Raw genomic sequence first — 25,654 nt, 5'->3', positions numbered from 1 at the left:
GTCAGTTCTCCTTCAGAGCGTCGAGTCCGGCGTCGAGCAGCGGGTTCACTGCCTCACCGGCCTCGGCGAAGCCCTCGCCGACGGTCTGGCCGTTGACGTAGCGGTAGTGGATGCCCTCGACGATGCCTGCCAACTTGAAGCAGGAGAGGGCGATGTAGAAGCCGAGATCGCCGAGGTCGCGGCTGGACCCGGCGGCGTAGCGGTCGATGATCTGCTGCTCGCTGAGGAAGCCCGGGGCCTCCGTGACATCGCTGACGGTGCCCGCGGAGATCTTCGCGAGGCGGCCGTAGACCAGCATGAGCGACAGGTCGGTGAGCGAGTCGCCGATGGTGGCGAGCTCCCAGTCGATGACGGCGGCCGGCTCGTCCTGTGGCGAGACCAGCACGTTGTCGAGGCGGTAGTCGCCGTGCACGATGCCAGGAGCGGAATCCGCGGGAACCCGCGCCTGCAGCCCGGCGTACAGTTCGTCCACCTTCGGCAGATCACGGGTGTGGGCGGCGGCGAACTGCTTGCGCCACCGCTCCACCTGCCGGCCCGTGAAGCCCTCGGGGCGGCCGTAGTCCGCCAGGCCCACGCTCGCGGGGTCGACGTGGTGCAACTCGATGAGCGTGTCCACGAGCCGCTCGGAGATCGCGCGGGTGCGGTCGGCGCCCAGCGTCGCGAGCTCGGAGGCGCGCCGGTAGGGCACGCCGTCGACCTCGCTCATGACGTAGAACGGCGCCCCGAGGACCTCCGGGTCCTCGCAGAAGGCGTACATCACGGGCACCGGGACGGCGGTACCGCCGAGCGCCGACATCATCCGGTACTCGCGGCTCATGTCGTGCGCCGTCGCCAACAGCTTGCCGACCGGCGGCCGGCGCAGGATCCAGGACGAGGCACCGTCGGAGATGCGGTAGGTGAGATTGGACTTCCCGCCCGCGATGAGCACGGCCTCGATGTCGGAGCCCGCGCCCTGCACGTGCTGCGGGAGCCAGGTGCCGAGGACGTCGAGGTCGAGCCCCGGATGCTGCTCCGCCATCAGAAGACCACCACGGAGACGGTCTCGGCGACGCACGCCGGACGGTCGCCGCCCTCGCGCTCGATGGTGACCCGCGCGACGACCTGCTGGCCGCCGCCGCCCGGGGTGACGGAGAGGAGTTCCACCCCGGCGCGCACCCGCGAGCCGACCGGGACCGGCGACGGGAAACGCACCTTGTTGCACCCGTAGTTGACGCCCATCTTGGTGCCCTCGACGGTGTAGATCTGCCACACCAGCATCGGGATGAGCGAGAGGGTGAGGTACCCGTGGGCGATGGTCGAACCGAAGGGCCCGGCCTTCGCCTTCTCCGCATCCACGTGGATCCACTGATGATCGCCGGTGGCCTCGGCGAACAGGTCGATGCGCTGCTGGTCGATCTCGACCCAGTCGCTGTAGCCGAGGTGCTCGCCGACGGCGGCCTGCAACTCCTCGAGTCCGTTGAGTACCCGCATGATCGTCTCTTCCTCTCCTCGTCCTGTCCGGCCCTAGTCCTTGGGCCCGCCGGCCACGTAGACCACCTGGCCGGAGACGAATCCGGCGCCCTCGCTGGCGAAGAAGCTGGCGGTGTGCGCGATGTCGGCCGGCAGGCCGACGCGCTGCACCGGGATCTCCTTGGCGGCGGCGGTCTTGAAGTCCTCGAAGGACATGCCGATCCGCTCGGCGGTCGCGGCGGTCATGTCCGTGGCGATGAAACCGGGGGCGATCGCGTTGGCGGTCACCCCGAAGCGGCCGAGCTCGAGCGCGAGCGTCTTGGTCAGGCCCTGCATACCCGCCTTCGCGGCCGAGTAGTTGGCCTGGCCGCGGTTGCCCAGCGCCGAGGTCGACGACAGGTTGACGATGCGGCCCCACTTCTCCTGGGTCTGGTACTTCTGCACCTCGCGCGACATCAGGAAGGCGCCGCGCAGGTGCACGCCCAGCACCGAATCCCAGTCGGAGACGGTCATCTTGAAGAGCAGGTTGTCGCGGATGATGCCGGCGTTGTTGATGAGGATGGTCGGCGGTCCGAGCTCCTCGGCGACGCGCGAGACCGCGGCGCCGACCTTCTCCTCGTCGGAGACGTCGACGCCCACGCCCACGGCGCGGCCACCGGCCGCGGTGATCTCGTCCGCGACCACCTGGCACGCGGCCTCGTCGAGGTCGAGGACGGCGACGGCGTGCCCGTCGGAGGCGAGGCGGCGGGCCACCTCGGCGCCGATACCGCGGGCCGCTCCGGTCACGATGGCGATGCGCTGGGTCATGGGTAACTCCTTCAGGGGTGAACGGACGTATCGGCGAGCGCGGGAATCAGCTCCCGCAGGGCCGCACGGGTGGTTTCGGGATCGGTGTGGTGGACGGCGCGGATGCCGAGGGCGGCGGCGCCCTCGACGTTCGGCGCCGCGTCGTCGATGAAGGCGGCGCGGTCGGCCGCGACGCCCAGGGCGTCGAGGGCCAGCGTGAAGATCCCCGGGTCGGGCTTGCGCAGTCCCACCTCCTCGGAGATGATCACCGGCGCGAACAGCGCCGCGAGACGCTCACGGGGGTAGAGGTTCCCGCCGCCCCAGCTGTTCGAGACGATCGCCACGGGTACGCCGGCGGCGCGCAGGTCCTCGGCGAGCTCCCACATCGCAGGATCCTCCTCGACGCGGGCGAACATGCGGCGCAGCACGCCGTCGGGGTCCACGGGCGCGCCGGTCGTGGTGCGCAGCGCGGCCGCGAACTCCGCATCGAATTCGGCCTCGGGCAGTTCGCCGGTCTCCAGACGGTGGATCGGGCTGCCCGACTCCGCATCCCGGCCCAGCCATGCCTTCAGGGTCGTGGTGAAGCTCGCCGGATCGATGCTCTCGTCGGCGATCCATGCCTCGATGCTGCGGCGCATCGGCACCGTCAGGACGCCGCCGTAGTCGAACAGGACGGCATCGACCTCGCGGCCCCCGCCCGTCGCGGCCGCCGTCACCGGGCCGCCTGGTAGACCACGCGGCCCACGGTGGTGCCGTCGGCGAGGCGCTGCAGACCGTCGGGCACCTCGTCGAACGAGAGTCGCTCGCTGACCAGCGGATTCACCAGGCCCTTGTCGGCGAGCGCGGTGAGCTCACGGTGGCACTGCTGCACGGCCTCGGGGTCATAGGTGTTGTAGAGGCCCCAATGCAGGCCGACGATCGAGTAGTTCTTGATCAGCGCGTGGTTGAGCGCGGCCTCCTGGATGGTGCCGCCGGCGAAGCCGACGATCAGGATGCGGCCCTCGAAGGCGATGCACTTTGTGGAGCGCTTGTACGTCTCGCCGCCGACGGGGTCGTAGATCACGTCGGCGCCGCGGCCGCCGGTCTCGGCCTTGACCACCTCGACGAAGTCCTGGGTGTGCCGGTCGACGACCACATCCGCGCCCAGGGCGCGCGCGACCTCGGCCTTGTCGGCGCCGCCCACGACGCCGATGACCTTCGCGCCGGCGGCCTTGCCGAGCTGGATCGCCGCGCTGCCGACGCCGCCCGCTGCGGCGTGCACCAGGAGGGTCTCGCCGGCCTGGAGGTGTGCGCGGCGGTGCAGCCCGAACCAGCCGGTCTGGTAGCCGATGTACAGCGACGACGCCTGCGCGTCGTCGAGCGACGCCGGTGCCGCGAAGGTCTGGGCCGCGTTCAGCACGGCGTACTCGGCGAAGCCGCCCGCGGGCAGCGCCGCGCCGCCGAGCACGCGATCGCCCACCGCGAAGCCCTCGACACCCTCGCCGAGCGCGGTGATCTCGCCGCACAGCTCGACGCCCGGGGTGAACGGGAGGTCGGGCTTGACCTGGTACAGGCCGCGGCACATGAGCACGTCGGGGAAGTTCGCCGCCGTCGCGAGCGTGCGGACGACGACCTGGCCGGGACCGGCCTCAGGTGTCGGAAGGTCCGCCTCGCGCAGCGCGGCGAGCGGCTCGCCCAGTTCCTGTACCTGCCAGGCCCTCATCGTGTCGTCTCCTTCGTCTCGAGCCGCTGCTGCAGCTTGTTCATGCCGTGCAGCCACTTGTCCGTGGCGCTCGCACGGGCGGCGTAGTAGCCGCCCACCTCGGGGTGCGGGAGGATCAGGAAGTCGTCACCGCCGAGCGCGTCGACGGCCAGGGTCGCGACATCGGCGGGCTCCAGCGCGCTGTCGCGGCTGAGCAGTTCCTCGAGCTCGCCGGAGCGCTCGAGCATGCCGGTGCGGACGCCCTGCGGGCAGATCGCCTGCACCACGACGCCCTGATGGCGGTAGGTCACCGACAGCCACTCGGCGAAGGCCACGGCAGCGTGCTTGGTCACGGAATACGCGGGGGCACCGATCATCGTCAGCAGGCCCGCCGCGGAGGCGGTGACCACGAACCGGCCCCCGCGCGCGGCGACCCACTCCGGGACCAGCAGGCGGGCGGCGCGTACGTGCGCCATCACGTTGACGTCGATCGACAAAGCCCACTCGGACTCGGGGGTGTCGAGACCGCGACCGCGGTCCACGCCCGCGTTCGCGTACCAGGCGTCGATCGCGCCGAGCTCACGACGGGCGGTCGCGACCAGAGCGGCGACGCCCTCCTCGGAGGCCGCGTCGCCGGCCACGGCGAAGGCGGTACCACCCGCGGACTCGATCTCGGCCACCGTGCGTGCGGCACCGTCGGCGTCGATGTCGGAGACGACGACACGGGCGCCCCGGGCGGCGAGCTCACGCGCCAGCGCGGCACCGATGCCGTTGCCGGCGCCGGTGACGACGACGCCCCTGTTCTCGGGATCGAAGGCGGCCACGGTCTAGACCCCGCCCGTGAGCAGGACGCCGCCGTCGACGGTGAGCGTCTGGCCGGTCATCCAGGCGGCGTCGTCGGAGAGGAGGAAGGCCACGACCGAGCCGATGTCGTCCGGCACACCGAGTCGCTTGAGCGGGTACGCCGCGGAGACCTGCTCCTCACGCCCCTCGTACAGGGCGGTCGCGAAGCGGGTCTTGACGACCGCCGGCGCGACGGCGTTCACCCGGATGTCGGGGCCGAGCTCGACGGCGAGTTCCTCGGTGAGGTGGATGACAGCGGCCTTGGAGACGCCGTAGAAGGCGATGCCGGGCGCGGGGCGCAGCCCGGCGACGGAACCGACGTTGACGATCGCACCGCCGTGCTCCTTCTGCCACGCCGCGTACACCTTCTTGGTCCAGGACAACGTGGAGAGCACGTTGACCTCGAAGATCTTGCGGGCGGCCGCGGGATCGAGCTCCATGAGCGGGCCGTAGACCGGATTGATGCCGGTGTTGTTGACGAAGAAGTCCGCGCTGCCGAAGGTCTCGATCGCGGTGGCGATCACCTGGTCCTGATGCGCCTCGTCGTCACCCGACCCGGCCACGGCGACCGCGACCTCCGGGCCGCCCAGCTCCGCGACGGCGGCGTCGAGCGCCTCCTGCTTGCGGGCCGTGATGACGACCTTCGCGCCGTCGGCAACCAGCCGCTGCGCGATGGCCAGGCCGATGCCGCGGCTCGCTCCCGTGACGATCGCGGTCTTCCCGGCGAATCGGGTCATGCTCCACACACCTTCCATTCAAACTGACTAAGCGCTCGCTTAGTTTGTAGCCTACGACACACGCCTGCGCGTGACGACCCCTTGGGCGAACCAATGCCTGTGACGCTTCTCACAGTACGGATGCTTGCGGTGGCACACCCCGGAAACGACGGAGCGGCCCGCGCGTCCGAGGACGCGACGGGCCGCTCCGTGCGCGGTCGAGCAGGGTCAGCTGAGCCGCTCGATGATCATCGCCACGCCCTGGCCGCCGCCGACGCACATGGTCTCCAGACCGAACTGCTTGTCGTGCCACTGCAGCGAGTTGATGAGCGTGCTGGTGATGCGCGCGCCCGTCATGCCGAAGGGATGGCCTACCGCAATCGCCCCGCCGTTCACGTTGACCTTGTCGGCGTCGATACCCAGGTCGCGCACCGAGGGGATCACCTGCGCGGCGAAGGCCTCGTTGACCTCCATGAGATCGATATCGCCGATCGACAGGCCGGCGCGCTGCAGCGCCTGCTTCGACGCCTCGACCGGGCCGAGGCCCATGATCTCGGGCGACAGGCCCGTGACGCCGGTGGACACGATGCGCGCGAGCGGCGTCAGGCCGAGCGCCTTGGCCTTGGTGTCCGACATGATCACGACCGCAGCGGCACCGTCGTTGAGCGGACAGCAGTTGCCCGCCGTGACCGTCCCGTCCGGGCGGAAGACCGGCTTGAGGCCGGCGATGCCCTCGTACGTGACGCCCGCGCGCGGTCCGTCGTCCTTCGAGACGACGGTGCCGTCGGCCAGCGTGACCGGGGTGATGTCCTTCTCCCAGAAGCCCGAGGCGATCGCGGCCTCGGCGCGGTTCTGGCTGCGGACACCCCACTCGTCCTGGTCCTGGCGGCTGACGTTCTTGAATTGCGCGACGTTCTCGGCGGTCTGACCCATGGCGATGTAGACGTCGGGCAGCAGACCGTTCTCACGCGGGTCGACCCAGGTCTGGCCGCCGGCGGCGAAGGTGGCGGTGCGCGCCTCCGCGTCGGCGAACAGGGCGTTCTTGGTGTCGGGCAGGCCGTCGGCGTTGCCCTTGATGTAGCGGCTCACGGTCTCGACGCCGCCGGAGACGAAGACGTCGCCCTCCCCCGCCTTGATCGCATGGAAGGCCATCCGGGTGGTCTGCAGGCTCGAGCTGCAGTAGCGGTTCACGGTGACACCGGGCAGGTGGTCGAGACCGGCCTCGACGGCGATGACACGGGCGATGTTGAAGCCCGACTCACCCGCGGGCTGGCCACAGCCGAACATGAGGTCGTCGATCTCGCGGGGATCGAGGCCCGGGACCTTGTCGAGCGCGGCCCGCACCATCTGGACCGAGAGGTCGTCGGGACGGGCGTCCTTGAGCGAGCCCTTCGCCGCGCGCCCGATCGGCGAGCGTGCGGTGGAGACGATGACGGCTTCGGGCATGGAATGACCTCCGAGTTGAACCAGTTGCTGACTAAGCGCTCGCTTAGCGGTGTACCATTACTCTGCACCACTGAGAGCCGGTCGTCAATGCACCGTTTCCTGTGGTCCCGTTCACACTAGAGACACCGCACCGGGGCGCCGCATCGCGGTGGCGACCGAAGGGGAGACGATGACCGAATCCGAAGCGCCGTCCCGCGCGGACGCGACCCGCGCGCGACTGCTCGCGGCCGCGGCGGAGGCGTTCGCCGAACGCGGCTTCCACGGCACCACCACCCGCGACATCGCCTCTGCCGCCGGCATGAGCCCTGCGGCGGTGTACGTGCACTACAAGTCGAAGGAACAACTGCTGCACCAACTCTCGCGGGTCGGGCACCAGCGGATCATCGAGGCGATCGACGACGCCGTCGACGCCTCGGACTCCCCCGCCGAGCGGCTCGCCGCGGCGATGCGGGCCTTCGCGACCCATCACGCGTCGTCGCACACCAGTGTCCGCGTGGTCAACTACGAGCTGGACGCCCTCACCGAGGAGCACCGCGCCGAGATCAGCGGACTCCGCCGCGAGATCACCCGCCGGCTGCGCGCGATCGTCGACGACGGCGTCGCGGACGGCTCCTTCGACACGCCCGATCCGCGGATGGCGACCATCGCGGTCCTCTCCAGCGGCATCGACATCGGCCGCTGGTACCACGACGGCGGCGAGATCACCCCCGACCGGATCGGCGACTTCTACGCCGATCTCGCCCTGCGCACCGTCGGGGCGAACACATCCGTACACCCGAAGTAGAGAACCCGAGGAGAACACCATGCGTCGTACCGTCTACAACGCCGATCACGAGGCCTTCCGCGAGACCCTGCGCGCCTTCATCGAGGCGGAGGTCGTGCCGCACTACGACGAGTGGTACGCCAACGGCATCGTGCCCAAGGACTTCTACCCCAAGCTCGGCGAACTGGGCGTCTTCGGCATCGAGGTGCCCGAGGAGTACGGCGGTGCCGGGATCGAGTCGTTCAAGTACCAGGCCGTGATCAGCGAGGAGCTGGGCCGGGCCGGCGTCTCCTTCGGTGGCTCCAGCGTGCACATCGCGCTGTGCCTGCCCTACCTGACGGGCCTCGCGACCGACGAGCAGAAGCAGCGCTGGCTGCCCGGCATGGCGGCGGGCGAGATGATGTTCGCCATCGCGATGACCGAGCCCGGGACCGGCTCCGACCTCGCGGGCATGAAGACCACCGCCAAGCTGTCCGAGGACGGCACCCACTACGTACTCAACGGAGCGAAGACCTTCATCACCGGCGGCGTCAACGCCGACCGTGTGATCGTCTGCGCGCGCACCGCCCCGTCGACCCCCGAGGACCGGCGCCACGGCATCTCCCTGTTCGTCGTGGACACCACGCTCGACGGCTACGCCGTGGGCCGCAAGCTCGACAAGATCGGCCTGCGCACGTCCGACACCGCCGAGCTCTCCTTCACCGACGTCAAGGTCCCCGCCGAGGATCTGCTGGGCGAGGAGAACAAGGGCTTCTCCTACCTCGGACAGAACCTGCCGCAGGAGCGCCTGTCGATCGCCGTCGGCGCGTACTCGCAGGCCGCCGCCGCGGTGCGCTTCGCGCAGGCCTACACGCAGGACCGCACCATCTTCGGCAAGACCGTCGCGTCCTTCCAGAACAGCAAGTTCGAGCTCGCCGCGTGCAAGGCGAAGGTGGACGCGATGGAGTCGAGCGTCGACCGCGGCCTCGAGCTGCACGACGCGGGCGAGCTCACCGCCGCGGACGCCGCCTCGCTCAAGCTCTTCTGCACCGAGGCCGCCTCGGACGTGATCGACCGGTGCCTGCAGTTGCACGGCGGCTACGGCTACATCAACGAGTACCCGATCGCGCGGCTCTACGCCGACAACCGCGTCAACCGCATCTACGGCGGCACGTCCGAGGTGATGAAGACCATCATCGCCAAGGACATGGGCCTCTAGCACTCCCCCGCACGGCGGTGGAGTATTGAGCGCGTGGACCTGCTGATCGGACTGATCGCGGTCGTGCTCCTGTGGGCCGCCGTCGGACACGTCCGGCGCGCCGGGCCGGGCTCCGAGTGGATGCTCGGCGCGGCCCGGTACGCGCGGGCGTGGGTGCGCGCGAGCCCCGTCGCCGCCCTGATGTGGCTGGTCGTGATGGCCAACACCGTGATGCTGCTCGGGCTGCCGCGCAGCCTCGGCGAGCAGGTCCTGGAGGCCCACAGCACCAACCTCGACCAGTTCGGCTCCCACCCCCTGCAGTCCTTGATCACGTCCGCACTCTGGATCGACCCGGTCGACATTCCGTTCGTCACGCTGATGACCCTGCTGGTGCTCGGTCCCGCCGAGCGCTGGCTGGGCCACGTGGGCATGCCGGCCGTGTACTTCACGGGCAGCGCAACCGCGTCGCTGATCTCGGTGCTGTCGGCGAACCGCCTGCTGGCGCACGGGATCATCACCGACGATCTCGACGTGCAGGGCATGATCGACGTGGGTGTGAGCTACGGCAGCCTCTGCCTCGCCGGGCTGATGGTCTACCGGATCACGCTGTGGCGCTGGCGGATCGGCGCGATGATCGCGCTGCCGATCCTGGTGCAGCTGACCATGCCCTTCTTCGGGCTCTACTCCACCCTCGGCCACCTGCGCGCGGTCCTACTCGGCTACCTGCTCTACCCGGTCACCCGGATCCCATCGATCCGCCGCCGCGCCGCGACCTGGACTTGGCGGTTCAGGTCACCGAGTAACCTTCACGAATGACGACTTTACGATGCCCACTATGCGCCTGCGAGGACTTCCAGCAGGAGTCCTCCCGCCAGGACTCCCGCTGGGGAATGACGAGCCACCGGATGACACTCATGATCTGCCTGAATTGCAGGTACGTTCTTCACTTCTACGACAAGCACTCCATCTTCGACTTCGACTGACGCCGACGAGGTGCACTCCGGCTACCAGACCGTGACCCGGTCCTTCGGGTCCAGCCACTCGCCGTCGCCGGCCTTGACCCCGAAGGTCGCGGCGAACGCGCCCACGTTCTTGACCACCTGATTGGCCCGGAACTCGTTGGGCGCGTGCGGATCGGTCGCCAGCGACTGGATCGCGGAGGCCTCCCGCGCCTTGTTCCGCCAGATCCGGCCCCAGCTCAGGAAGAGCGGCGTCAGGTCGGGCCCCGCGTTCGCGGCCGCGGACGGCGACGCGCTCGCCCCGGCACTCGCCGACGGTGCCGCGCTCGCCGAGCCCGCCCCCTCCGTGCCGGTGTCCCGGTTCGCCACGGCGATCCGGTACGCCGCGATCGCGATGGACAGGCCGCCGAGGTCGGCGAGGTTCTCCCCCACCGTGAGGCCGCCGTTCACCTTGTTCGTCGGCGGCAGGCCCGCCGGGACCAGGGCGTCGTACTGCGCGATGAGTGCCTTGGTGCGCTTGTCGAACTCGGCACGGTCGGCGGGCTCCCACCAGTCCTTGAGGTTGCCGTCACCGTCGTACTTCGCACCCTGGTCGTCGAAGGCGTGGCCGATCTCGTGCCCGATCACGGCGCCGATCCCGCCGTAGTTGACCGCCGCCTGGGCGTCGGGCGAGAAGAAGGGAGACTGCAGGATCGCGGCGGGGAAGACGATCTCGTTCATCCCCGGGTTGTAGTAGGCGTTCACGGTCTGCGGCGTCATCAGCCACTCGCCCTTGTCCACCGGCTTGGCGAGCTTGGCCAGCTGGTAGGCGTTCTCGAACTCGCCGGACGCGCGGACGTTCGCGACGATCGACTTCGAGTCGGTCGTGAGATCGGAGTAATCGCGCCACTTCTCGGGGTAGCCGATCTTGGTGCGGATCTTCTCCAGCTTGGCCGCCGCGGCCCGCCGGGTTGCCGGGGTCATCCAGTCGAGGTCCTCGAAGCTCGCGCGGTACGCGCTGCGCAGGTTGTTCACCATCTGTTCCGCCTGCTGCTTGGCGTCCGACGGGAAGTGCTTCTTGACGTAGAGCTTTCCGAGCGCCTCGCCGAGTGCGCCCTCGACCACGGCCACGCCCCGCTTCCAGCGGTCGCGCTGCTGCTCGACCCCGCTCAGAGTCTTCGAGTAGAACTCGAAGTTCGCCGTGACGAAGGGCTCGGACAGGTACGCGGCGTAGGCGCGCACGACCTGGATCCGGGCATGGTCCTTGAGCGTGTTCAGGTCCGTGTCGGCCCACAGCTTGGCCGCGGAGGTGAGGAAGCTCGGCTGCGAGACCACGACGTTCTTCGCGTCGTCGGCCTTGATGCCGACGGCCTTCTGCCAGCGGTCCCAGTCGTAGCCGGGTGCGAGCTTCGCGAGCTCCGACCACGGGTACGGGTTGTAGGTCGCCGTCGCATCCCTCGAGCGGACCCGATCCCAGTGCCCCTTCGCCACCGACGTCTCGAACGCCAGCACGCGGGCCGCGACGCCCGGAGCGTCGGAGAGTCCGGCGAGCGAGGCCACCTTCTCGAGGTACGCGCGGTACTTGTCGCGGACCTCGGCGTACTTCGGGTCGCGGTAGTAGGCCTCGTCGGGCAGGCCGATGCCGGACTGCACCAGGCTGAGCACGTACTTCGACGAGTCCTTCTGGTCGGTGTCGACGTAGAACCCGACCAGGCCGCCGACGCCCTGCTTCTCGTGCGCGCCGATCACGTCGAGCAGCGCCGCCTTGTCGGCCGCCTTGTCGATCGCGTCGAGATCGGGCTTGATCGGCTCGGCGCCCTCCCGGTCGATCCGGGCCGTGTCCATGAAGGAGTCGTAGACGTCGCGGATCTTCGCCTCATCGCTGCGCGTGCGCGGGTCCTTGATGCCCTCGATGATCGCCTTGAGCTGATCCAGCGCGCGGTCCGACAGGTCGGTGAACGTGTTGAACGAGGCCTTGTCTGCGGGGATCGTGTAGCCGTCGGCCCAGCCGCCGTTGACGTGCCGGAACAGGTCGTCCTGCACGCGGACGCCGGGCGCCGCGCCGCCGAGGTCGGGGCCCGTCAGCGGGCGGGAGGGCCTGGAGGAGGTCGACGGTCCGCCGTTCGGCGCGGAGACCCCGCACGCCGCGAGGACCGCGGTGCCGGCCAACACGCCGAAGCCGGCGAGGAACCGGCGACGGTCGAATCCGCCGGTCGGGGCGCCGAACGGATCGCGGTCGGGGCGGGGCGGATGAGCGGACGAGTGGTCATCACCGGTGTGCATACCCGAATCTAACCCGATCGGCGGCAACGAAGGTGCGACACGCTAACCACCCGCGTCGGGTGCGGGCGCCCGCCGCGAGGTGAGTGCGATCGCGAAGACCACCAGCGCGATCCCCACCGCTTCCAGCCAGCCGGGACGCTGGCCCAGCATCACCGCACCGACGCCCGTGGCGGTCACCGGCAGCAGGGCCAGCAGGAGCGCGAAGCGCTCGCGCCCGACCCGCGTCAGGACCACCTGATCGAGGGCGTACGGGACCACCGAGCTGAGCAAGCCCAGCCCCAGGCCGAGCACCCACACCTCCCAGCTGAGGAAGGCCTCGGGACGGGTCGCCAGATCGGGACCGAGTCCGGGGATCGCCAGGACCAGGGCACCCGCCGCGAGGCCCACGCCGAGGCCCTCGATGCCGCCGCCCGCGTCGGCGACGCGCTTTCCGAGCACGATGTAGCCGGCCCACAGGGCGGCCGCCAGCAGGGCGCAGGCGATGCCGATCGCGCCGTCGGAGCCGAGTCCGCCGCCTGCTCCGTCGAGGTTGACGCCCGCGACGCACACCACCCCGACCAACGCGGCAGCGGCGGCGACGAGGTCGACGGCGCGCCGCGACCCGGCGACGGCCACTGCGATCGGGCCCAGGAACTCGATCGCGACCGCCGTCCCCAGGTCGATGTGGTCGATCGCCTCGTAGAAGGCCATGTTCATGGCGACGGTGACGGTGCCGAACAAGGCAGCGGCGCGCAGACGCGCCGGGGTCCAGTCGCCGCGACGGGGACGCAGGGCGACGAGCAGGATGAGGCCGGCGCCGGCACCACGCAGCCACGCCACCGCGACGGGCGAGAGCTGCTCGAACAGGCCGACGCCCAGGGAGGCTCCGACGTACTGGCTGATCGCCCCGACCACGAACATCGCGGGGATCATCAGCTGCGTCACGCGCATCACCCTAGGGGACCCCATGAGCGGATCGCATCCGTGTTCTCGCCGGCGGGAAGTTGTTCACCCTGGGAGAACATGCCGCCCACCTCCCCGGTGTGGTGGAACAAATGGGTACCCTCGAACGTATAAACAGATGTAAGAAGAGTTCGTGAGGAACGGAGGAGTCATGACGAACACAGTCACTTCAGAGGCCCCTGCGGGCGATGCCTTCGCTCCCCTGACGGCGTCCGACCGGTGCGATCGCTGTTCCGCGGCCGCCCAGGTCCGTGCGGTACTCCCGTCGGGCTTCGAGCTGCTCTTCTGCGGGCACCACTTCACCGAGCACAAGGCGAAGCTGGAGTCGCAGGGCGCGACCATCGCGGGCGAGCCCGTCTCCGTCTAGTTTCCGGCGTCCGACGGCGCCGTGCACCCGCCCTACTTCCGGGTGCACGGCGCCGTCGGCGTATGCGGGGGTCGACCCGGATCAATCCGGCGTGCCCACGGTCACTTCCACGTGCGCAGTGCGGCGATCCGTTCCCGCAGCTGATCCGCCGAGGCCATCGCCGTCACGGGACCGCCGAGCCGGCTGCGCAGTTCGTTGTGCACCACGCCGTGCGGCTTCCCGGTGCGGTGGTGATGCATCGCGACCAGGGAGTTGAGCTCCCGACGCAGTGCGGACAGCTGCGCTCCCGCAGTGGCCCGCTCCTCCACGGCCGGGGGCGGCGCGGGCCGCTCGGCCTCGGTGGAGCGGACGTCCACCTGATCCTTCTGCCGCTGCTTGAGGAGGGCGCGCATCTGCTCCGCGTCGAGCAGGCCGGGCAGACCGAGGTAGTCCGCCTCCTCCTCGCTTCCCGCGAAAGTGGCGGTGCCGTACGAGGACCCGTCGTAGATGAGCTGATCCAGCTCCGCGTCGGCATGGAGCGAGACGAAGGCCTTCTCCTCCTCACCGGGCTCGTCCTTCTGCTTGTTGGCGTCGATGAGCAGCGCGTCCTCAAGACCGTCGGACTCGCGGTGCGGCTTGCCCAGGACGTGGTCGCGCTGCTCCTCGAGCTTCGCCGCGAGATCCAGCAGGACCGGCACCGAGGGCAGGAAGACGCTCGCGGTCTCGCCCGGCACCCGGAGCCGCACGAAGCGCCCGATGGCCTGCGCGAAGAACAGCGGCGTCGAGGCGCTCGTGGCGTACACACCCACTGCGAGGCGCGGCACGTCGACGCCCTCGGACACCATGCGGACGGCGACCATCCACTTGTCGGTGCCCTCGGCGAACGCGGAGATCCGCTTCGAGGCGGTGGGGTCGTCGGACAGGACGACGGTGACCTTCTCGCCGCTGATCTCCTCGAGCAGCTCGGCGTAGTCGCGCGCCGTCGACTGGTCGGTGGCGATCACCAGGCCGCCCGCGTCGGGCATCGCGCGCCGGAGCTGCTCGAGCCGCGTGTTCGCGGCGTGGAGGACCGCCGGGATCCAGTCGCCGTGCGGGTCGAGCGCGGTGCGCCACGCCCGCGCGGTCTGCTCCTTGCTCAGCGGCTCGCCCAAGCGGGCGGTGAACTCCTCGCCGGCGCTCGTGCGCCAGCTGGCCTGGCCGGAGTAGGCCAGGAAGACCACGGGACGGACCACGCCGTCGGCGAGGGCGTCCGAGTAGCCGTAGACGTGATCGGCCTTCGACCGCTGTCCACCGCCGAACTCGGGTTCGTAGGTGACGAACGGGATCGGGTTGTCGTCGCTGCGGAAGGGCGTACCCGTCAGCGCGAGGCGCCGCGTCGCGGGTGCGAACGCTTCGCGCACGCCCTCACCCCAGCTCTTCGCGTCGCCGGCGTGATGAATCTCATCGAGGATCACGAGAGTCTTGTAGGCCGTGGTGCGCGCGTGGTGCTTGTACGGGTGCATGCCGACCTGGGCGTAGGTGATCACGACGCCCTGGAAGTCGGACGAGGTGCTGCCGCCGGAATTGGTGAAGTTCGGGTCGAGGTTGATGCCGTTGCGCGCCGCGGCCTCGGCCCACTGGTACTTGAGGTGCTCGGTCGGGGCGACCACGGTCACCCGCTCGACGGTGCGGTCGGCCAGCAGCTCGGCGGCCACCCGCAGCGCGAACGTCGTCTTTCCGGCACCCGGCGTGGCGACGGCGAGGAAGTCCTGAGGCTTCGAGGTCAGGTACTTCGTGAGCGCACGGCGCTGCCAGACACGAAGTGAAACCGCCATCGAGAAACGCACCCCTATACCGCGAGAGAAGCCCGCCCGGCGCGAGTCCGCGGCGCGGGCGGGTCGATCGTGAACCCGGAAGCAGTCTACTCGCAACACGCGGCGATCCCGGTTCCGGCGTGATCGGCGCCGGTGCGCAAGACTGAAGACGATGGACGACGCACACGGCACGCCGGGGACCCGGCGATCGGGCCCGGCACAGGACGCCGGGCCGCGCGATCCGGGCCCGCACACCCAGGACCTGGATCGGCCCCGTCGTGCCTCCTTCCCCACCCGGGCGTGGGGAGTCGTCAAAGGCATGCCGCAGGTCCTGTGGCGCACCGTGGTGAAGTCCTGGGACGATTCGATCGTGGGCCACAGCGCCCAGGCGGCCTTCTGGACGACCCTGTCGCTGGCGCCGCTCCTCCTGGCCCTGATGGGCCTCATCGGCTACATCGCGAACTGGTTCGGCCCCGACACCATCGGGGTGATCCACGACCGGCTCATCTCCTTCGGCCTCCGGATCTTCACGCCCAACGTGGTGGACGAGATCATCCGCCCGATGGTCGACGGGGTGCTGCAGCAGGGCCGCGGCGACGTGGTCTCGGTGGGCTTCATCATCGCGCTGTGGGCCGGCTCGTCGGCGCTGTCCTCGTACGTCGACTCGATCAGCATGGCCCACGACCAGCACACCGTGCGCAACGCGGTCCACCAGCGGTTCTTCGCCCTGCTGCTGTACGTGGAGTTCCTGGTGATCGCGGTCTTCACGCTGCCGCTGGTCGCGCTGGGGCCGAGTTTCATCATCAAGTACATCCCGGCGTCGTGGCACCCGGCGGTGGCGCAGCTCATCGACTTCGGCTACCTGCCCTTCGTCGTGCTCATGCTGGTCGGCGGGCTCGCGCTGCTGTACCGGCAGGCGCTGCCGCGGCCGTTGCCCTGGTACCGGCACGTTCCGGGCGCGGCGCTCGCAGCCCTGATCTTCCTCGTCGCGTCCACGGGACTACGCGTCTACCTGTCGTTCATCGCGTCGGGCCGTGGCATCTCCTACGGCGCGCTCGCGACGCCGATCGCCTTCCTGCTGTTCACGTTCTTCCTGGGCTTCGCCGTCATGGTCGGCGCCGAGTTCAACGCCGCGCTGCAGGACCGCTGGCCCGCGCGGGAGATCCGCACGGATCAGTTGCGCGACTGGGTCGTCGAACAGATCAAGGAGGCCGGGATCTCCGACCCCGGCAAGGCGGCGGCCGAGGGACTGCGTCGCGCGACGGACCCGATCCGTCGCCGCCAGCGTACGGAGGCCGAGGCGCCCGACGGCGACGACCCGGAGCCGGGTACCGATGCATCCGGACGCACCGTCGAGACCGACGTGCCGCCGCCGCGTACCGTCGCGCCGGAGACCCCTCGCCGTCCGCCGGCGCGGCCCCCGCGTGAGGTGGAACCGCGCTGAGCGGCTACTTCTTCATGCGGTCGTAGATCTTCTTGCACTCGGGGCACACCGGCGAGCCGGGCTTCGCCGACTTGGTGACCGGGAAGGTCTCGCCGCAGAGCGCGACGACGTAGTTGCCCATCACGGCCGATTCGGCGATCTTGTTCTTCCGCACGTAGTGGAAGAATTTGGGGGTGTCGTCGTCGTTACCGGTGTCGGCATCGACGTCGACGTCCGGCTTCTCCAGGGTCTTCGTACTCATGACTTTCATTCTGCCAGCCGCGGTGGGACGATCGAAGTGTGGGAAATCAGGGCGAGAGCACCTACGTCATCACCGATGCGGAGGACTCGTACGACGAGCAGCACCGGCGGCGGGTCCGTCGGTACCTGATGATCATGGCGATCCGCATCCCCGCCCTCGTCATCTCGGCGTGGATCTACTCGGCCACCGGCAACTGGATGATCGCGCTGGCCGTGCTCGCCGGCTCCATACCGATCCCGTGGATCGCGGTGATCCGCGCCAACGACCGGCCGAAGAAGCGCAAGGGCGAGCCCGATCGTTTCACCCGGCGCAAGCTCGACCGGCTCGCACTGCAGGGACATCCCATCACGACCGTCTCGGGACGCGGCGAATAGGTGCTGCTCTCCCCCGGCCTGGCACCGCTGTGCCGTCGGCTCGGTCCCGTGCTGGCCGCCGCCGACTTCTCCGAATCCGCCGTCGCCGATCGACTGGGTGACGCCTACGGCTGCCTCTCCCGCGGCGAGCCCGGCCCCGTCGAGTCCGCCGCGGACGGCGATGCGCCGCTCGACGTCCTGATCCGCTTGTTCCTGGCCGCCGCGCCGGTCCCGCGGTCGGAGGTCGACGGTGCGCTCGCGCCCGTCACCGTCGACGACGCACTGGAGGCCGGCCTGCTCGAGCCCGACCCGGAGGACCCGTCGAGGGTGCGCGCCGCCCTGAGCCTGCGGCCCCTGGATCTGCCCGACGGTCCGCAGTGGTTCCTCTCCGACCTCGACGGCCTGATGCGGCCGCACCCGCAGCACCGCGAGCACGTCCTCGGCGTCGGTCACGCCTCGCAGTCGCTGCTGCGGGCCACGCCCCGCGAACAGGTGGGCTCCGTCCTCGACCTCGGCACCGGGTGCGGCGTCCACGCGTGCGCCGCCACGCGGTTCGCGGACGCGGTGACCGCCACGGACGTCAGCGAGCGCGCCACGGGGTTCGCCGCCGCGTCGGCCGCGCTGAACGGTGCGGACGTCGAGGTGCTCGAGGGCGACTGGTTCGCGCCGGTCGCCGGCCGCCGGTTCGACCTGGTACTGGCGAACCCGCCCTTCGTCGTGGGCGAGGGCCGCGTCGATCACACCTATCGCGACTCCGGCCTGGACCTCGACGGCGCCTCCGAACTGGTGGTGCGCAGCGCGCCGGAGCACCTGGCGCCCGGCGGCACCGCGGCACTGCTCGCCTCCTGGGTCCACCGCGCGGACGAGGGCTGGCAGGCCCGGGTCGCGTCCTGGCTGCCGAGCGAAGGCGTAGCGGCCTGGGTGCTGCAGCGGGACGTCGCCGATCCCGCGTTGTACGTGGGCACCTGGCTGCGCGACGAGGGGCTCGATCCCCGCGTCGGCGAGGGACGCGCGAAGTCGGACCGATGGCTGGCCCACCTCGCGGACGCCGATGTCACGGGCATCGGATTCGGCTTCGTACTGCTGCGCGCGATCGACGGCCCGTCCGAGGTGGTCTGCGAGGAGTTGAGCCATCCCTTCGACGATCCGCTGGGCGACGAGGTGCCCGCCCATTTCGCGCGGATGGCCTGGCTGCGCGGGGCGGACCTGGACGCCGCCCGGCCGCTGCTCGGCGACGACGTCGCACACGAGCGGGTGTCGGTGGCCGGGGCCGAGGGCTGGGACGAGGTCGCCGTGCGGGTGACCCGCATGTCGGGCCCGCGGTGGAGTCACGACATCGATGACGCCGGCGCCCGGCTGCTGGCCGGCTGCCGCGGGGAACTGCCGACCGAGGACCTCGTCGCCCTCCTGGAGGTCGCCACCGGCCTCGACGGACTGGCCGATTCCGCCCACCGGCTGCTGGCCGATCTCCACCGGCACGGATTCGTAACCTTCCTCTAAGCAACTTCTCAGAACGCCTCTGTGTTTCCGCAGGTCAGGGGATTCGGCGCCGGGAACTCTGTGCGCCCGCCGTCCGTTGAACCTGATGTACCGGCGAACAGGAGGCAGCCACATGGCACACCGCGTCAACACCGCTAGCACCGCAGCCCGCCCCGCTGATCGGGTGCGGCCCCCGCTGACCGAGGCCGATCTCGATGCGCAGAGTCCCGCCGCGGACCTGGTGCGGGTGTACCTGAACGGCATCGGCCGTACCGCTCTGCTGACCGCGGAGGACGAGGTCGACCTGGCCAAGCGCATCGAGGCCGGGCTCTACGCCCAGCACCTTCTGGCCACGAAGAAGCGGATGGCCGCGTCGAAGAAGCGCGATCTTGCGTTCATCGTCCGCGACGGACAGGCCGCGCGCCAGCACCTGCTGGAGGCCAACCTGCGTCTCGTGGTGTCGCTGGCCAAGCGCTACACGGGGCGGGGCATGCCGCTCCTGGACCTCATCCAGGAGGGCAACCTGGGCCTGATCCGCGCGATGGAGAAGTTCGACTACGCCAAGGGCTTCAAGTTCTCCACGTACGCCACCTGGTGGATCCGGCAGGCGATCACCCGCGGTATGGCGGACCAGTCCCGCACGATCCGCCTGCCCGTCCACCTCGTGGAGCAGGTGAACAAGCTCGCCCGCATCCGGCGCGAGCTGCATCAGCAGTTGGGCCGCGAGGCCACGGATGCGGAGCTCGCGGAGGAGTCGGGCATCCCGGCCGAGAAGATCGCCGATCTCATGGACCACTCGCGCGATCCGGTGAGCCTCGACATGCCCGTCGGCTCCGACGAGGAGGCCCCGCTGGGTGACTTCATCGAGGACGCGGAGGCCGCGTCCGCCGAGTCCGCCGTCATCTCGCGACTCATGCACAGCGACGTGCGGTCGGTGCTGGCGACGCTCGACGAGCGCGAACAGCAGGTCATCCGCCTGCGCTACGGCCTCGACGACGGCCAGCCCCGCACCCTCGACCAGATCGGCAAGCTCTTCGGGCTCTCCCGCGAGCGCGTGCGCCAGATCGAGCGCGAGGTCATGAGCAAGCTCCGCAACGGCGAGCGGGCCGACCGCCTGCGCGCGTACGCGAGCTAGGAACCAGCACGGAAGGAACCGCGTCGGCTGTTACAGCCGGCGCGGTTCCGCTTGTTGGGCCAGCACCTCGCTCGCGTGGCCGATGCGGATCACCACGGACAGCACCGAGGCGCCGTCCGTCGTCGCGAGGATCGGCTGGCAGTCGATCGACGCGATCTCCGGCACTTCGTACGCGAGCGCCGCGACGCGGGTCACCACGTCGATCAAGGCGGCCCGATCGACGCCGGACTCGCCGGCGAACCCGTCGAGCAGGGGCGCGGAGCGGGTCGCGGTCACGAGGTCGGCCGCGGCCGCGTTGGTCAGCGGCAACAGCCGGTAGGCCCGGTCGCCCAGGAGCTCGGGGACGGCGCCGCTCAGGCCGAAGGACAGGAGCGGACCGATCCGCGGGTCGTTCTCGTAGCCGACGGCGCAGCCGATCCCCTTGTGCGCCATCCGCTGCACGTGCAGTGTCGACTCCCCCGTCGCCTCGGTCAGCTCGGCGAAGGCGGCGGCCACGGCCTGCGGTCCGGTGAGGTCCAGGCGCACCGCAGCGAGGTCGGCGCGCAGGCGCCAGCGCTCACCCATGGCCTTGACGGCGACGGGGTATCCGAGGCGGTCCGCGGCGACGGCCGCCTCCTCCGGCGTCGACGCGATGTCGAAGGCCACCACGCCGACCCCGTAGAGCCCCAGCAGTTCCGCGCTCTGCGCGAAGGTCAGGGTGACGGGCCCCGTGTCGGCGTCGCCGGTGGGCAGCCATTCCCGCACGCGCGTGCGGGCGGTCTCCACGTCGGTGCCGTCGGGCCGCGCGGTGTCGGAGACGGGGCGGGCGCGCCACTGCGCGTAGCGCCAACCGTGCGCGAGCACCCGGGCGGCGCGTTCGGGCTCGGGGTACGACGGGACCGAGCCGCGCACCCGTACGCCGTCGCCGTCGGTGGCGGCGAGCAGTTCGGTGACGCCGTCGAACGCGAGGAAGGTCGAGACGATCGGTTTGATCAGCTTCCGGGAGGCCTCGAGGAGTACCGCGGCGTGGGCCTCGGGCGGGGCCTCCACCGGCGGCACGAAGACCGCGATGATCGCGTCCACCGCGTCGTCCGCCAACGCCGCATCGATCGCGGCGCCGAACTCCTCGGGTGTCGCGGACGCGCCGAGGTCGACGGGCTGCGCCACGTCGAGGCCCGCGCGGATACCGGTGTGCGTGGCGAGGACGCCCAGCGCCGTCGAGTTGCCGATGACGGCGACCCGCGGCCCGGCGGGCAACGGCTGGTAGCTGAAGAAGGTGGCGCAGTCGAAGAGCTCGGGGATCGAATCCACCTGGACCACACCGGAGTTCTCGAACAGCGCCTCGGAGCCGCGGCGGCGGCGATCAGCGTCGATCCCACCCCGGTGCACGGCGACGATCGGCTTCTGGCGGGACAGGCGCTGCGCGATGCGGCCGAACTTGCGGGGGTTACCGAAACTCTCGAGGTAGAGCAGGACCACCTCGGTGGCGTCGTCGGTGTCCCAGTACTGCAGCACGTCGTTGCCGGAGACGTCGGCGCGGTTACCGGCCGAGACGAAGGTCGTCAGGCCCACACCGCGTTTCGCCGCGGTGTCCAGGATGGCGATGCCGAGGGCGCCGGACTGGCAGAAGAAGCCCACGTTGCCGCGCCCGGGGACGACCGGGGCCAGCGTCGCGTTGATCCGCACCTCGCGGTCGGTGTTGATCACGCCGAGGGCGTTGGGCCCGATCAGTCGCATGCCGTGCGAGCGAACGGCTTTGAGCAGCCGCCGCTCGGACTCCTTGCCGCGGCCGCCGACGTCGGAGAAGCCGGACGAGACGACGAGCAGCGTCCGCACCTCCTTGGCGAGGCAGTCGTCGAGCACCTGATCCATGTTGTCGGCGGGCACGGCGACCACGGCGAGGTCCACCTGGTCGGGGATGTCCCGCACGGATTCGTAGGCGCGGATGCCCGCGACCGACCGGCGGTCGGGGTGCACCGGGTACACGGGGCCCGCGAAATCGCCCGCGATGATGTTGCGCAGCACGGCGTGTCCGACCTTGCCGGGGGTGGTCGACGCGCCGATCACAGCGATCGAGGTGGGCCGCAGCGCGTTGCTCACACTGCGTGCCTCCGACGCCAGCTCGCGCGCGTTGCGCACGGCGACCAGCGCCTCGGTGGGGTCGATGCCGAACTCGACGTGCACCACGCTGCCGTCGAAGCTGCGGCGCAGCTCGTACCCGGCGGCCTTGAAGACGTTGACCATGTAGCGGTTCTCGGCGAGGACCTCCGCCTCGAACCGGTGGAAGCCGTTCTCGGCGGCGGCTCCGGCGAGGTGCTCGAGCAGGATCGGTCCGAGGCCGCGGCCCTGGTGCTCGTCGGCGACGACGAAGGCGACCTCCGCCGACGTCGGCTTGCCGGAGTCGGCGAGGCCCTCGTACAGGCCGACGGCGATGATCCTGCCGCCCAGGATCGCGAGCAGGCAGACGCGCTGATCGTGGTCGACGGTGGTCATCCGCGCCACGTCGCGCGGCGGCATCACCGGGTACGGCCCGAAGTAGCGCAGATAGCGGGTGCGCTCGGACAGGCCCGCGTGGAACTCGACCATCGCGTCGGCGTCGTCGGGGACCACGGGGCGCAGGTGGACCACGCCGCCGTCGGATGCGAGCACGTCGGCGACCCAGTGCGCGGGGAACTCGTAGGGTCCCGACGGTGCCTGCTGGCTCGGAGCGGGGAACGGGTCGGTGGCGGGGCCCGAGGGATGCAGCGGGATGTCGTCAGTCACGAGGATCCTCCGGGTCGAGTCCTGGAGTGCGAAGTGCGGCAGGGAACACGTCAGTCACGAGGATCCTCCGGGTCGAGTCCGTGGAGCGGAAAGACCGCGGAACGTGCGCGGGCGATGAAGCGGTCGGCGGCGGCCTCCATCGGCGCGGCAGTGGGGTCGTAGGAGGACGGCTCCCAGGGGACGAAGCCGGTGGCGGCGCCCTCCCCCATCGTCTCCGGCAGCGTGCCCACGGCGCCGACCTGATCGGTCGGGAGGCTCGCCGCGAGGTCCTTCCACTCGTCGGGAATCGGTGTGGCGGGGTCGATGTCGGCGCCCACGACGGCGGCGATGAGATGCGTCCAGGCGCGGGGCACCACGTGCACGAGCTGGTAGCCGCCGCCGCCGACCGCGAGCCAGCGGCCGTCGCACACCTCGTCGGCGAGGTCGCGCATCGCGAGGATCGCCGCACGCTGTCCGTCGACGGTGAGCGAGAGATCGGTCAGCGGGTCGGTCGCGTGCGAGTCGCAGCCGCACTGGCTGATGATGAGCTGGGGCCGGAACTCGCGGACGACCGACGGGACGACGGCGTGGAAGGCGCGCAGCCAGAGCCCGTCGGGGCAGAAGGCCGGGACGGGGATGTTCACGGCGGTGCCGCGGGCCTCGGGGCCGCCGAGTTCCGTGGGGTACCCGGTGTTCGGCCAGAGGTGCTGGGGGTCCTCGTGCAGTGAGACCGTCAGGACCCGTGGGTCGTTCCAGAACTGAGCCTGCACGCCGTCGCCGTGGTGGGCGTCGACGTCGATGTAGGCGATCCGGTCGAAGCCGTTGTCAAGCAACCAGGAGATGGCGATCGCGGCGTCGTTGTAGACGCAGAACCCGGAGGCGTGCGACCGCATGGCGTGGTGCATCCCGCCCGCGATGTTGACGGCGCGGGTGGTGTGCCCCGTCGCGATCGCCTTCGCGCCGGTGAGGGTGGAGCCGACCAGGCTCGCGGCCGCCTCGTGCATGCGAAGGAAGATCGGGTTGTCGTCGTTGCCCAGCCCGTACCCCGTGAGGTCTATCCGGGAGCGTCCCGAGCCCGCGACCCGCACGGCCGCGAGGTAGTCGTCGGTGTGGGCGCGGCCGAGCTCCAGCGGATCGAAGTCCGCGGGGGTCACCACCTCGACCCCGTCGAGCACTCCGAGCATCCGCGAGAGCTCCATCGTCAGACGCAGTCGCACGGGGTCCATGGGGTGGGAGTGGGAGAACCGGTAGTCGAGAACCGAGGGGTCCCAGACCACCTGGGAGTCGGGGAACCGCGCCATGAGTCACGACCCTAGTCGTTGCTCCCCTGCACCGCCTCGAAGTTAGGTAACCTTTAGTACGGGGGACGGTAGCGCGTCTCGGTTAAGCTCGACAGTGACGAGAAGGAGCTGGACACGTGAACGATCTGGTGGACACCACCGAGATGTACCTGCGGACCATCTACGAGCTCGAGGAGGAGGGCGTCGTGCCCCTCCGGGCGCGGATCGCGGAGCGTCTCGAGCAGAGTGGTCCCACCGTCTCGCAGACGGTGCAGCGCATGGAGCGCGACGGCCTCGTCCGGGTGGCCGGCGACCGTCACCTGGAGCTCAGCGAGAAGGGCCGTCAGCTGGCGATCGCCGTGATGCGCAAGCACCGGCTCGCCGAGCGTCTCCTCGTGGACGTCATCGGGCTGCAGTGGGAGAACGTGCACGCAGAGGCCTGCCGCTGGGAGCACGTGATGAGCGAGGACGTGGAGCGGCGGCTGCTGGAGGTGCTGGGCAACCCCACCACGTCGCCCTACGGCAACCCGATCCCGGGGCTCGGCGAGCTCGGCGTGGCGATCGGTACCGAGCCCGCGCGTCCCGCCCGCCTCACCGACCTGCCGCAGGGCGGCCCCACGGCGGTCGTCATCAAGCGGCTGGCCGAGCACGTGCAGGCGGACACCGACCTGATCGGCCGGTTCCGCGAGGCCGGCGTGGTGCCGGACGCGCGCGTCTCGGTCACCGTGCAGCGCGGCGCCGTGGTCATCTCGGTCGCCGGACACGAGGATTTCGAGCTTCCCGACGAGATGGCCCACGCCGTCTTCGTCGAGGCGGTGTAGCCGATGCGCCTGGTGGTGACGGGCGGCGCCGGCTACGTCGGCAGTGTGTGCACGCAGGTGCTCCTCGAACGCGGCCACGAGGTGACCGTGATCGACGACCTGAGCACGGGGAACCGGGAGGCGGTGCCCGCGGGCGCCACCTTCGTGGAGGGCGACGTCGCGCAGGCGGCGCGCCCCCTGCTCAGCGACGGCGACTTCGACGGCGTCCTGCATTTCGCAGCGAAATCGCTGGTGGGCGAATCGGTGTCGCATCCGCACAAGTACTGGCAGGGCAATGTCGTCACCACGCTGACGCTGCTCGACGCGATGCTCGCGGCCGGCGTGCCGCGTCTGGTCTTCTCCTCCACCGCGGCCACGTACGGCGAGCCGGAGACGGTCCCGATCCCCGAGGATGCGCGGACCGCTCCCACCAACACCTACGGCGCCACCAAGCTCGCGATCGACGCCGCGATCTCCTCGTACGCCACCGCCTACGGCCTCGCCGCGGTCTCGCTGCGGTACTTCAACGTGGCGGGCAGCTACGAGGGTTTCGGCGAGAACCGCGAGATCGAGACGCACCTGATCCCGCTGGTCCTGCAGACCGCGCTGGGCCAGCGCGGCGACATCGCCGTCTTCGGTTCCGACTACCCGACGGCCGACGGCACCGCGGTGCGCGACTACGTGCACGTCAAGGATCTGGCCGAGGCTCACCTCCTGGCTCTGGACCACGCGCGGCCGGGAACGCACGAGATCTTCAATCTGGGCTCCGGCGAGGGCTTCTCGGTCCGCCAAGTGATCGACACCTGCCGCGAGGTGACGGGGCGCGAGATCCCGGAGATCGCCGCCGACCGCCGCGCCGGCGATCCGGCGTCGCTGGTCGCGTCCTCGCGTCGCGCGATCGACGAGTTGGGCTGGCGGCCGGAGAAGACCGATCTGCGCGAGATCGTCGCCGACGCCTGGGAGTTCACGCAGGCGCTGGGCGATCGCGCCCACGCCGCCCGTCGCACCTGACCGGGCCCGCGGCCTCCCGCGCCCGGC

The 25,654-nt window shown here is 70.4% G+C and carries 25 protein-coding genes; 11 read left to right on the top strand and 14 right to left on the bottom strand.

The genetic code is table 11. The annotated features are described in order from the left end of the window. Position 1: 1 nt before the first annotated feature. The 8 genes from FK530_RS11455 to FK530_RS11420 all read right to left on the bottom strand — a co-directional run bounded on the left by FK530_RS11455 (position 2) and on the right by FK530_RS11420 (position 6,921). Positions 2–1,018 carry a phosphotransferase family protein gene (locus FK530_RS11455; protein WP_146487144.1) on the bottom strand — a complete coding sequence of 339 codons (1,017 nt, stop codon included), beginning with the start codon at positions 1,016–1,018 and terminating at the stop codon, positions 2–4. Continuing rightward, complete coding sequence (locus FK530_RS11450) at positions 1,018–1,470, bottom strand: MaoC family dehydratase (RefSeq protein ID WP_146487143.1); 453 nt, start codon at positions 1,468–1,470, stop codon at positions 1,018–1,020. The genes FK530_RS11455 and FK530_RS11450 overlap by 1 nt, the downstream gene beginning before the upstream one ends. Positions 1,471–1,503: 33 nt before the next feature. After that, positions 1,504–2,256 (bottom strand): SDR family oxidoreductase, encoded by a 753-nt coding sequence (locus FK530_RS11445; protein WP_146487142.1) that lies wholly within the window; start codon positions 2,254–2,256, stop codon positions 1,504–1,506. Positions 2,257–2,267: 11 nt separating this feature from the next. Further along, positions 2,268–2,951 carry an HAD family hydrolase gene (locus FK530_RS11440; RefSeq protein WP_231706593.1) on the bottom strand — a complete coding sequence of 228 codons (684 nt, stop codon included), beginning with the start codon at positions 2,949–2,951 and terminating at the stop codon, positions 2,268–2,270. Next, positions 2,948–3,937 carry an NADPH:quinone oxidoreductase family protein gene (locus FK530_RS11435; RefSeq protein WP_146487141.1) on the bottom strand — a complete coding sequence of 330 codons (990 nt, stop codon included), beginning with the start codon at positions 3,935–3,937 and terminating at the stop codon, positions 2,948–2,950. The genes FK530_RS11440 and FK530_RS11435 overlap by 4 nt, the downstream gene beginning before the upstream one ends. Further along, a complete protein-coding gene (locus FK530_RS11430; protein ID WP_146487140.1) occupies positions 3,934–4,740 on the bottom strand; it encodes an SDR family NAD(P)-dependent oxidoreductase in 807 nt (268 codons plus the stop codon). The genes FK530_RS11435 and FK530_RS11430 overlap by 4 nt, the downstream gene beginning before the upstream one ends. Positions 4,741–4,743: 3 nt before the next feature. Further along, positions 4,744–5,496 carry an SDR family oxidoreductase gene (locus FK530_RS11425; protein ID WP_146487139.1) on the bottom strand — a complete coding sequence of 251 codons (753 nt, stop codon included), beginning with the start codon at positions 5,494–5,496 and terminating at the stop codon, positions 4,744–4,746. A 207-nt stretch (positions 5,497–5,703) separates the two neighbouring features. Next, positions 5,704–6,921 carry an acetyl-CoA C-acetyltransferase gene (locus FK530_RS11420; protein ID WP_146487138.1) on the bottom strand — a complete coding sequence of 406 codons (1,218 nt, stop codon included), beginning with the start codon at positions 6,919–6,921 and terminating at the stop codon, positions 5,704–5,706. A gap of 169 nt (positions 6,922–7,090) precedes the next feature. On the opposite strand from FK530_RS11420, the gene FK530_RS11415 reads away from it, so the two are divergent. The 4 genes from FK530_RS11415 to FK530_RS27535 are packed head-to-tail and all read left to right on the top strand — an operon-like array spanning position 7,091 to position 9,844. Then, positions 7,091–7,705: a TetR/AcrR family transcriptional regulator gene (locus FK530_RS11415; RefSeq protein ID WP_146487137.1), complete on the top strand. Its 615-nt coding sequence runs from the start codon at positions 7,091–7,093 to the stop codon at positions 7,703–7,705. A gap of 19 nt (positions 7,706–7,724) precedes the next feature. Then, positions 7,725–8,882 carry an acyl-CoA dehydrogenase family protein gene (locus FK530_RS11410; protein ID WP_146487136.1) on the top strand — a complete coding sequence of 386 codons (1,158 nt, stop codon included), beginning with the start codon at positions 7,725–7,727 and terminating at the stop codon, positions 8,880–8,882. Positions 8,883–8,915: 33 nt separating this feature from the next. Further along, the gene (locus FK530_RS11405) at positions 8,916–9,677 is read left to right on the top strand and encodes a rhomboid-like protein (RefSeq protein ID WP_146487135.1); all 762 of its coding nucleotides are present in this window, start codon (positions 8,916–8,918) and stop codon (positions 9,675–9,677) included. Further along, positions 9,674–9,844, top strand: a complete 171-nt coding sequence (locus FK530_RS27535) for a hypothetical protein (protein ID WP_500485921.1) — start codon at positions 9,674–9,676, stop codon at positions 9,842–9,844. The genes FK530_RS11405 and FK530_RS27535 overlap by 4 nt, the downstream gene beginning before the upstream one ends. A 21-nt stretch (positions 9,845–9,865) precedes the next feature. On the opposite strand, the gene FK530_RS11400 is transcribed toward FK530_RS27535, so the two are convergent. Further along, positions 9,866–12,082 (bottom strand): M13 family metallopeptidase, encoded by a 2,217-nt coding sequence (locus tag FK530_RS11400; protein WP_146487134.1) that lies wholly within the window; start codon positions 12,080–12,082, stop codon positions 9,866–9,868. A 42-nt stretch (positions 12,083–12,124) separates the two neighbouring features. After that, positions 12,125–13,012 carry an EamA family transporter gene (locus FK530_RS11395; protein ID WP_146487133.1) on the bottom strand — a complete coding sequence of 296 codons (888 nt, stop codon included), beginning with the start codon at positions 13,010–13,012 and terminating at the stop codon, positions 12,125–12,127. A gap of 163 nt (positions 13,013–13,175) precedes the next feature. Between FK530_RS11395 and FK530_RS11390 the strand changes: the two genes are divergently transcribed. Continuing rightward, entirely contained in the window at positions 13,176–13,391 is a 216-nt protein-coding gene (locus FK530_RS11390) for a DUF7455 domain-containing protein (protein WP_146487132.1), read from the top strand. Positions 13,392–13,492: 101 nt separating this feature from the next. On the opposite strand, the gene FK530_RS11385 is transcribed toward FK530_RS11390, so the two are convergent. Then, positions 13,493–15,184, bottom strand: coding sequence for a DEAD/DEAH box helicase (locus FK530_RS11385; protein WP_146487131.1), 1,692 nt, complete (start codon positions 15,182–15,184; stop codon positions 13,493–13,495). A 151-nt stretch (positions 15,185–15,335) separates the two neighbouring features. Here FK530_RS11385 and FK530_RS11380 point away from each other — a divergent pair, with 151 nt between their 5' ends. After that, positions 15,336–16,607, top strand: coding sequence for a YihY/virulence factor BrkB family protein (locus FK530_RS11380; RefSeq protein ID WP_205124196.1), 1,272 nt, complete (start codon positions 15,336–15,338; stop codon positions 16,605–16,607). 4 nt (positions 16,608–16,611) lie between these two features. On the opposite strand, the gene FK530_RS11375 is transcribed toward FK530_RS11380, so the two are convergent. After that, the gene (locus FK530_RS11375) at positions 16,612–16,848 is read right to left on the bottom strand and encodes a DUF3039 domain-containing protein (RefSeq protein ID WP_068535230.1); all 237 of its coding nucleotides are present in this window, start codon (positions 16,846–16,848) and stop codon (positions 16,612–16,614) included. A gap of 38 nt (positions 16,849–16,886) precedes the next feature. Here FK530_RS11375 and FK530_RS11370 point away from each other — a divergent pair, with 38 nt between their 5' ends. The 3 genes from FK530_RS11370 to FK530_RS11360 all read left to right on the top strand — a co-directional run bounded on the left by FK530_RS11370 (position 16,887) and on the right by FK530_RS11360 (position 19,815). Then, positions 16,887–17,222, top strand: a complete 336-nt coding sequence (locus FK530_RS11370; RefSeq protein WP_146487130.1) for a DUF3099 domain-containing protein — start codon at positions 16,887–16,889, stop codon at positions 17,220–17,222. Continuing rightward, positions 17,223–18,701 carry a DUF7782 domain-containing protein gene (locus FK530_RS11365; protein WP_146487129.1) on the top strand — a complete coding sequence of 493 codons (1,479 nt, stop codon included), beginning with the start codon at positions 17,223–17,225 and terminating at the stop codon, positions 18,699–18,701. Between the two features lie 112 nt (positions 18,702–18,813). Then, positions 18,814–19,815, top strand: coding sequence for a sigma-70 family RNA polymerase sigma factor (locus tag FK530_RS11360; protein WP_068525066.1), 1,002 nt, complete (start codon positions 18,814–18,816; stop codon positions 19,813–19,815). Positions 19,816–19,845: 30 nt separating this feature from the next. Here FK530_RS11360 and FK530_RS11355 read toward each other — a convergent pair whose 3' ends face one another. Further along, positions 19,846–22,557 (bottom strand): bifunctional acetate--CoA ligase family protein/GNAT family N-acetyltransferase, encoded by a 2,712-nt coding sequence (locus tag FK530_RS11355; RefSeq protein ID WP_146487128.1) that lies wholly within the window; start codon positions 22,555–22,557, stop codon positions 19,846–19,848. 50 nt (positions 22,558–22,607) lie between these two features. Further along, entirely contained in the window at positions 22,608–23,837 is a 1,230-nt protein-coding gene (locus FK530_RS11350; protein ID WP_146487127.1) for an acetoin utilization protein AcuC, read from the bottom strand. Between the two features lie 116 nt (positions 23,838–23,953). Between FK530_RS11350 and FK530_RS11345 the strand changes: the two genes are divergently transcribed. Both FK530_RS11345 and galE read left to right on the top strand, forming a co-directional pair. Next, positions 23,954–24,637 carry an iron-dependent transcriptional repressor DtxR gene (locus tag FK530_RS11345; protein ID WP_146487126.1) on the top strand — a complete coding sequence of 228 codons (684 nt, stop codon included), beginning with the start codon at positions 23,954–23,956 and terminating at the stop codon, positions 24,635–24,637. Between the two features lie 3 nt (positions 24,638–24,640). Next, positions 24,641–25,627: a UDP-glucose 4-epimerase GalE gene (gene galE, locus FK530_RS11340; RefSeq protein WP_146487125.1), complete on the top strand. Its 987-nt coding sequence runs from the start codon at positions 24,641–24,643 to the stop codon at positions 25,625–25,627. Positions 25,628–25,654 lie beyond the last annotated feature (27 nt).

This window comes from Tsukamurella conjunctivitidis, from assembly GCF_007858475.1.
Classification (GTDB): Bacteria; Actinomycetota; Actinomycetes; order Mycobacteriales; family Mycobacteriaceae; genus Tsukamurella; species Tsukamurella conjunctivitidis.
This window is presented reverse-complemented; position numbering and strand designations above follow the sequence as displayed.

What these genes read in the sequence shown, in the direction of transcription:
- FK530_RS11455 (WP_146487144.1), bottom strand. Translation starts at nt 1,018, where the DNA reads ATGGCGGAGCAGCATCCGGGGCTCGACCTCGACGTCCTCGGCACCTGG.
- FK530_RS11450 (WP_146487143.1), bottom strand. Translation starts at nt 1,470, where the DNA reads ATGCGGGTACTCAACGGACTCGAGGAGTTGCAGGCCGCCGTCGGCGAG.
- FK530_RS11445 (WP_146487142.1), bottom strand. Translation starts at nt 2,256, where the DNA reads ATGACCCAGCGCATCGCCATCGTGACCGGAGCGGCCCGCGGTATCGGC.
- FK530_RS11435 (WP_146487141.1), bottom strand. Translation starts at nt 3,937, where the DNA reads ATGAGGGCCTGGCAGGTACAGGAACTGGGCGAGCCGCTCGCCGCGCTG.
- FK530_RS11425 (WP_146487139.1), bottom strand. Translation starts at nt 5,496, where the DNA reads ATGACCCGATTCGCCGGGAAGACCGCGATCGTCACGGGAGCGAGCCGC.
- FK530_RS11420 (WP_146487138.1), bottom strand. Translation starts at nt 6,921, where the DNA reads ATGCCCGAAGCCGTCATCGTCTCCACCGCACGCTCGCCGATCGGGCGC.
- FK530_RS11415 (WP_146487137.1), top strand. Translation starts at nt 7,091, where the DNA reads ATGACCGAATCCGAAGCGCCGTCCCGCGCGGACGCGACCCGCGCGCGA.
- FK530_RS11410 (WP_146487136.1), top strand. Translation starts at nt 7,725, where the DNA reads ATGCGTCGTACCGTCTACAACGCCGATCACGAGGCCTTCCGCGAGACC.
- FK530_RS27535 (WP_500485921.1), top strand. Translation starts at nt 9,674, where the DNA reads ATGACGACTTTACGATGCCCACTATGCGCCTGCGAGGACTTCCAGCAG.
- FK530_RS11400 (WP_146487134.1), bottom strand. Translation starts at nt 12,082, where the DNA reads ATGCACACCGGTGATGACCACTCGTCCGCTCATCCGCCCCGCCCCGAC.
- FK530_RS11395 (WP_146487133.1), bottom strand. Translation starts at nt 13,012, where the DNA reads ATGCGCGTGACGCAGCTGATGATCCCCGCGATGTTCGTGGTCGGGGCG.
- FK530_RS11390 (WP_146487132.1), top strand. Translation starts at nt 13,176, where the DNA reads ATGACGAACACAGTCACTTCAGAGGCCCCTGCGGGCGATGCCTTCGCT.
- FK530_RS11385 (WP_146487131.1), bottom strand. Translation starts at nt 15,184, where the DNA reads ATGGCGGTTTCACTTCGTGTCTGGCAGCGCCGTGCGCTCACGAAGTAC.
- FK530_RS11380 (WP_205124196.1), top strand. Translation starts at nt 15,336, where the DNA reads ATGGACGACGCACACGGCACGCCGGGGACCCGGCGATCGGGCCCGGCA.
- FK530_RS11375 (WP_068535230.1), bottom strand. Translation starts at nt 16,848, where the DNA reads ATGAGTACGAAGACCCTGGAGAAGCCGGACGTCGACGTCGATGCCGAC.
- FK530_RS11360 (WP_068525066.1), top strand. Translation starts at nt 18,814, where the DNA reads ATGGCACACCGCGTCAACACCGCTAGCACCGCAGCCCGCCCCGCTGAT.
- FK530_RS11350 (WP_146487127.1), bottom strand. Translation starts at nt 23,837, where the DNA reads ATGGCGCGGTTCCCCGACTCCCAGGTGGTCTGGGACCCCTCGGTTCTC.
- galE (WP_146487125.1), top strand. Translation starts at nt 24,641, where the DNA reads ATGCGCCTGGTGGTGACGGGCGGCGCCGGCTACGTCGGCAGTGTGTGC.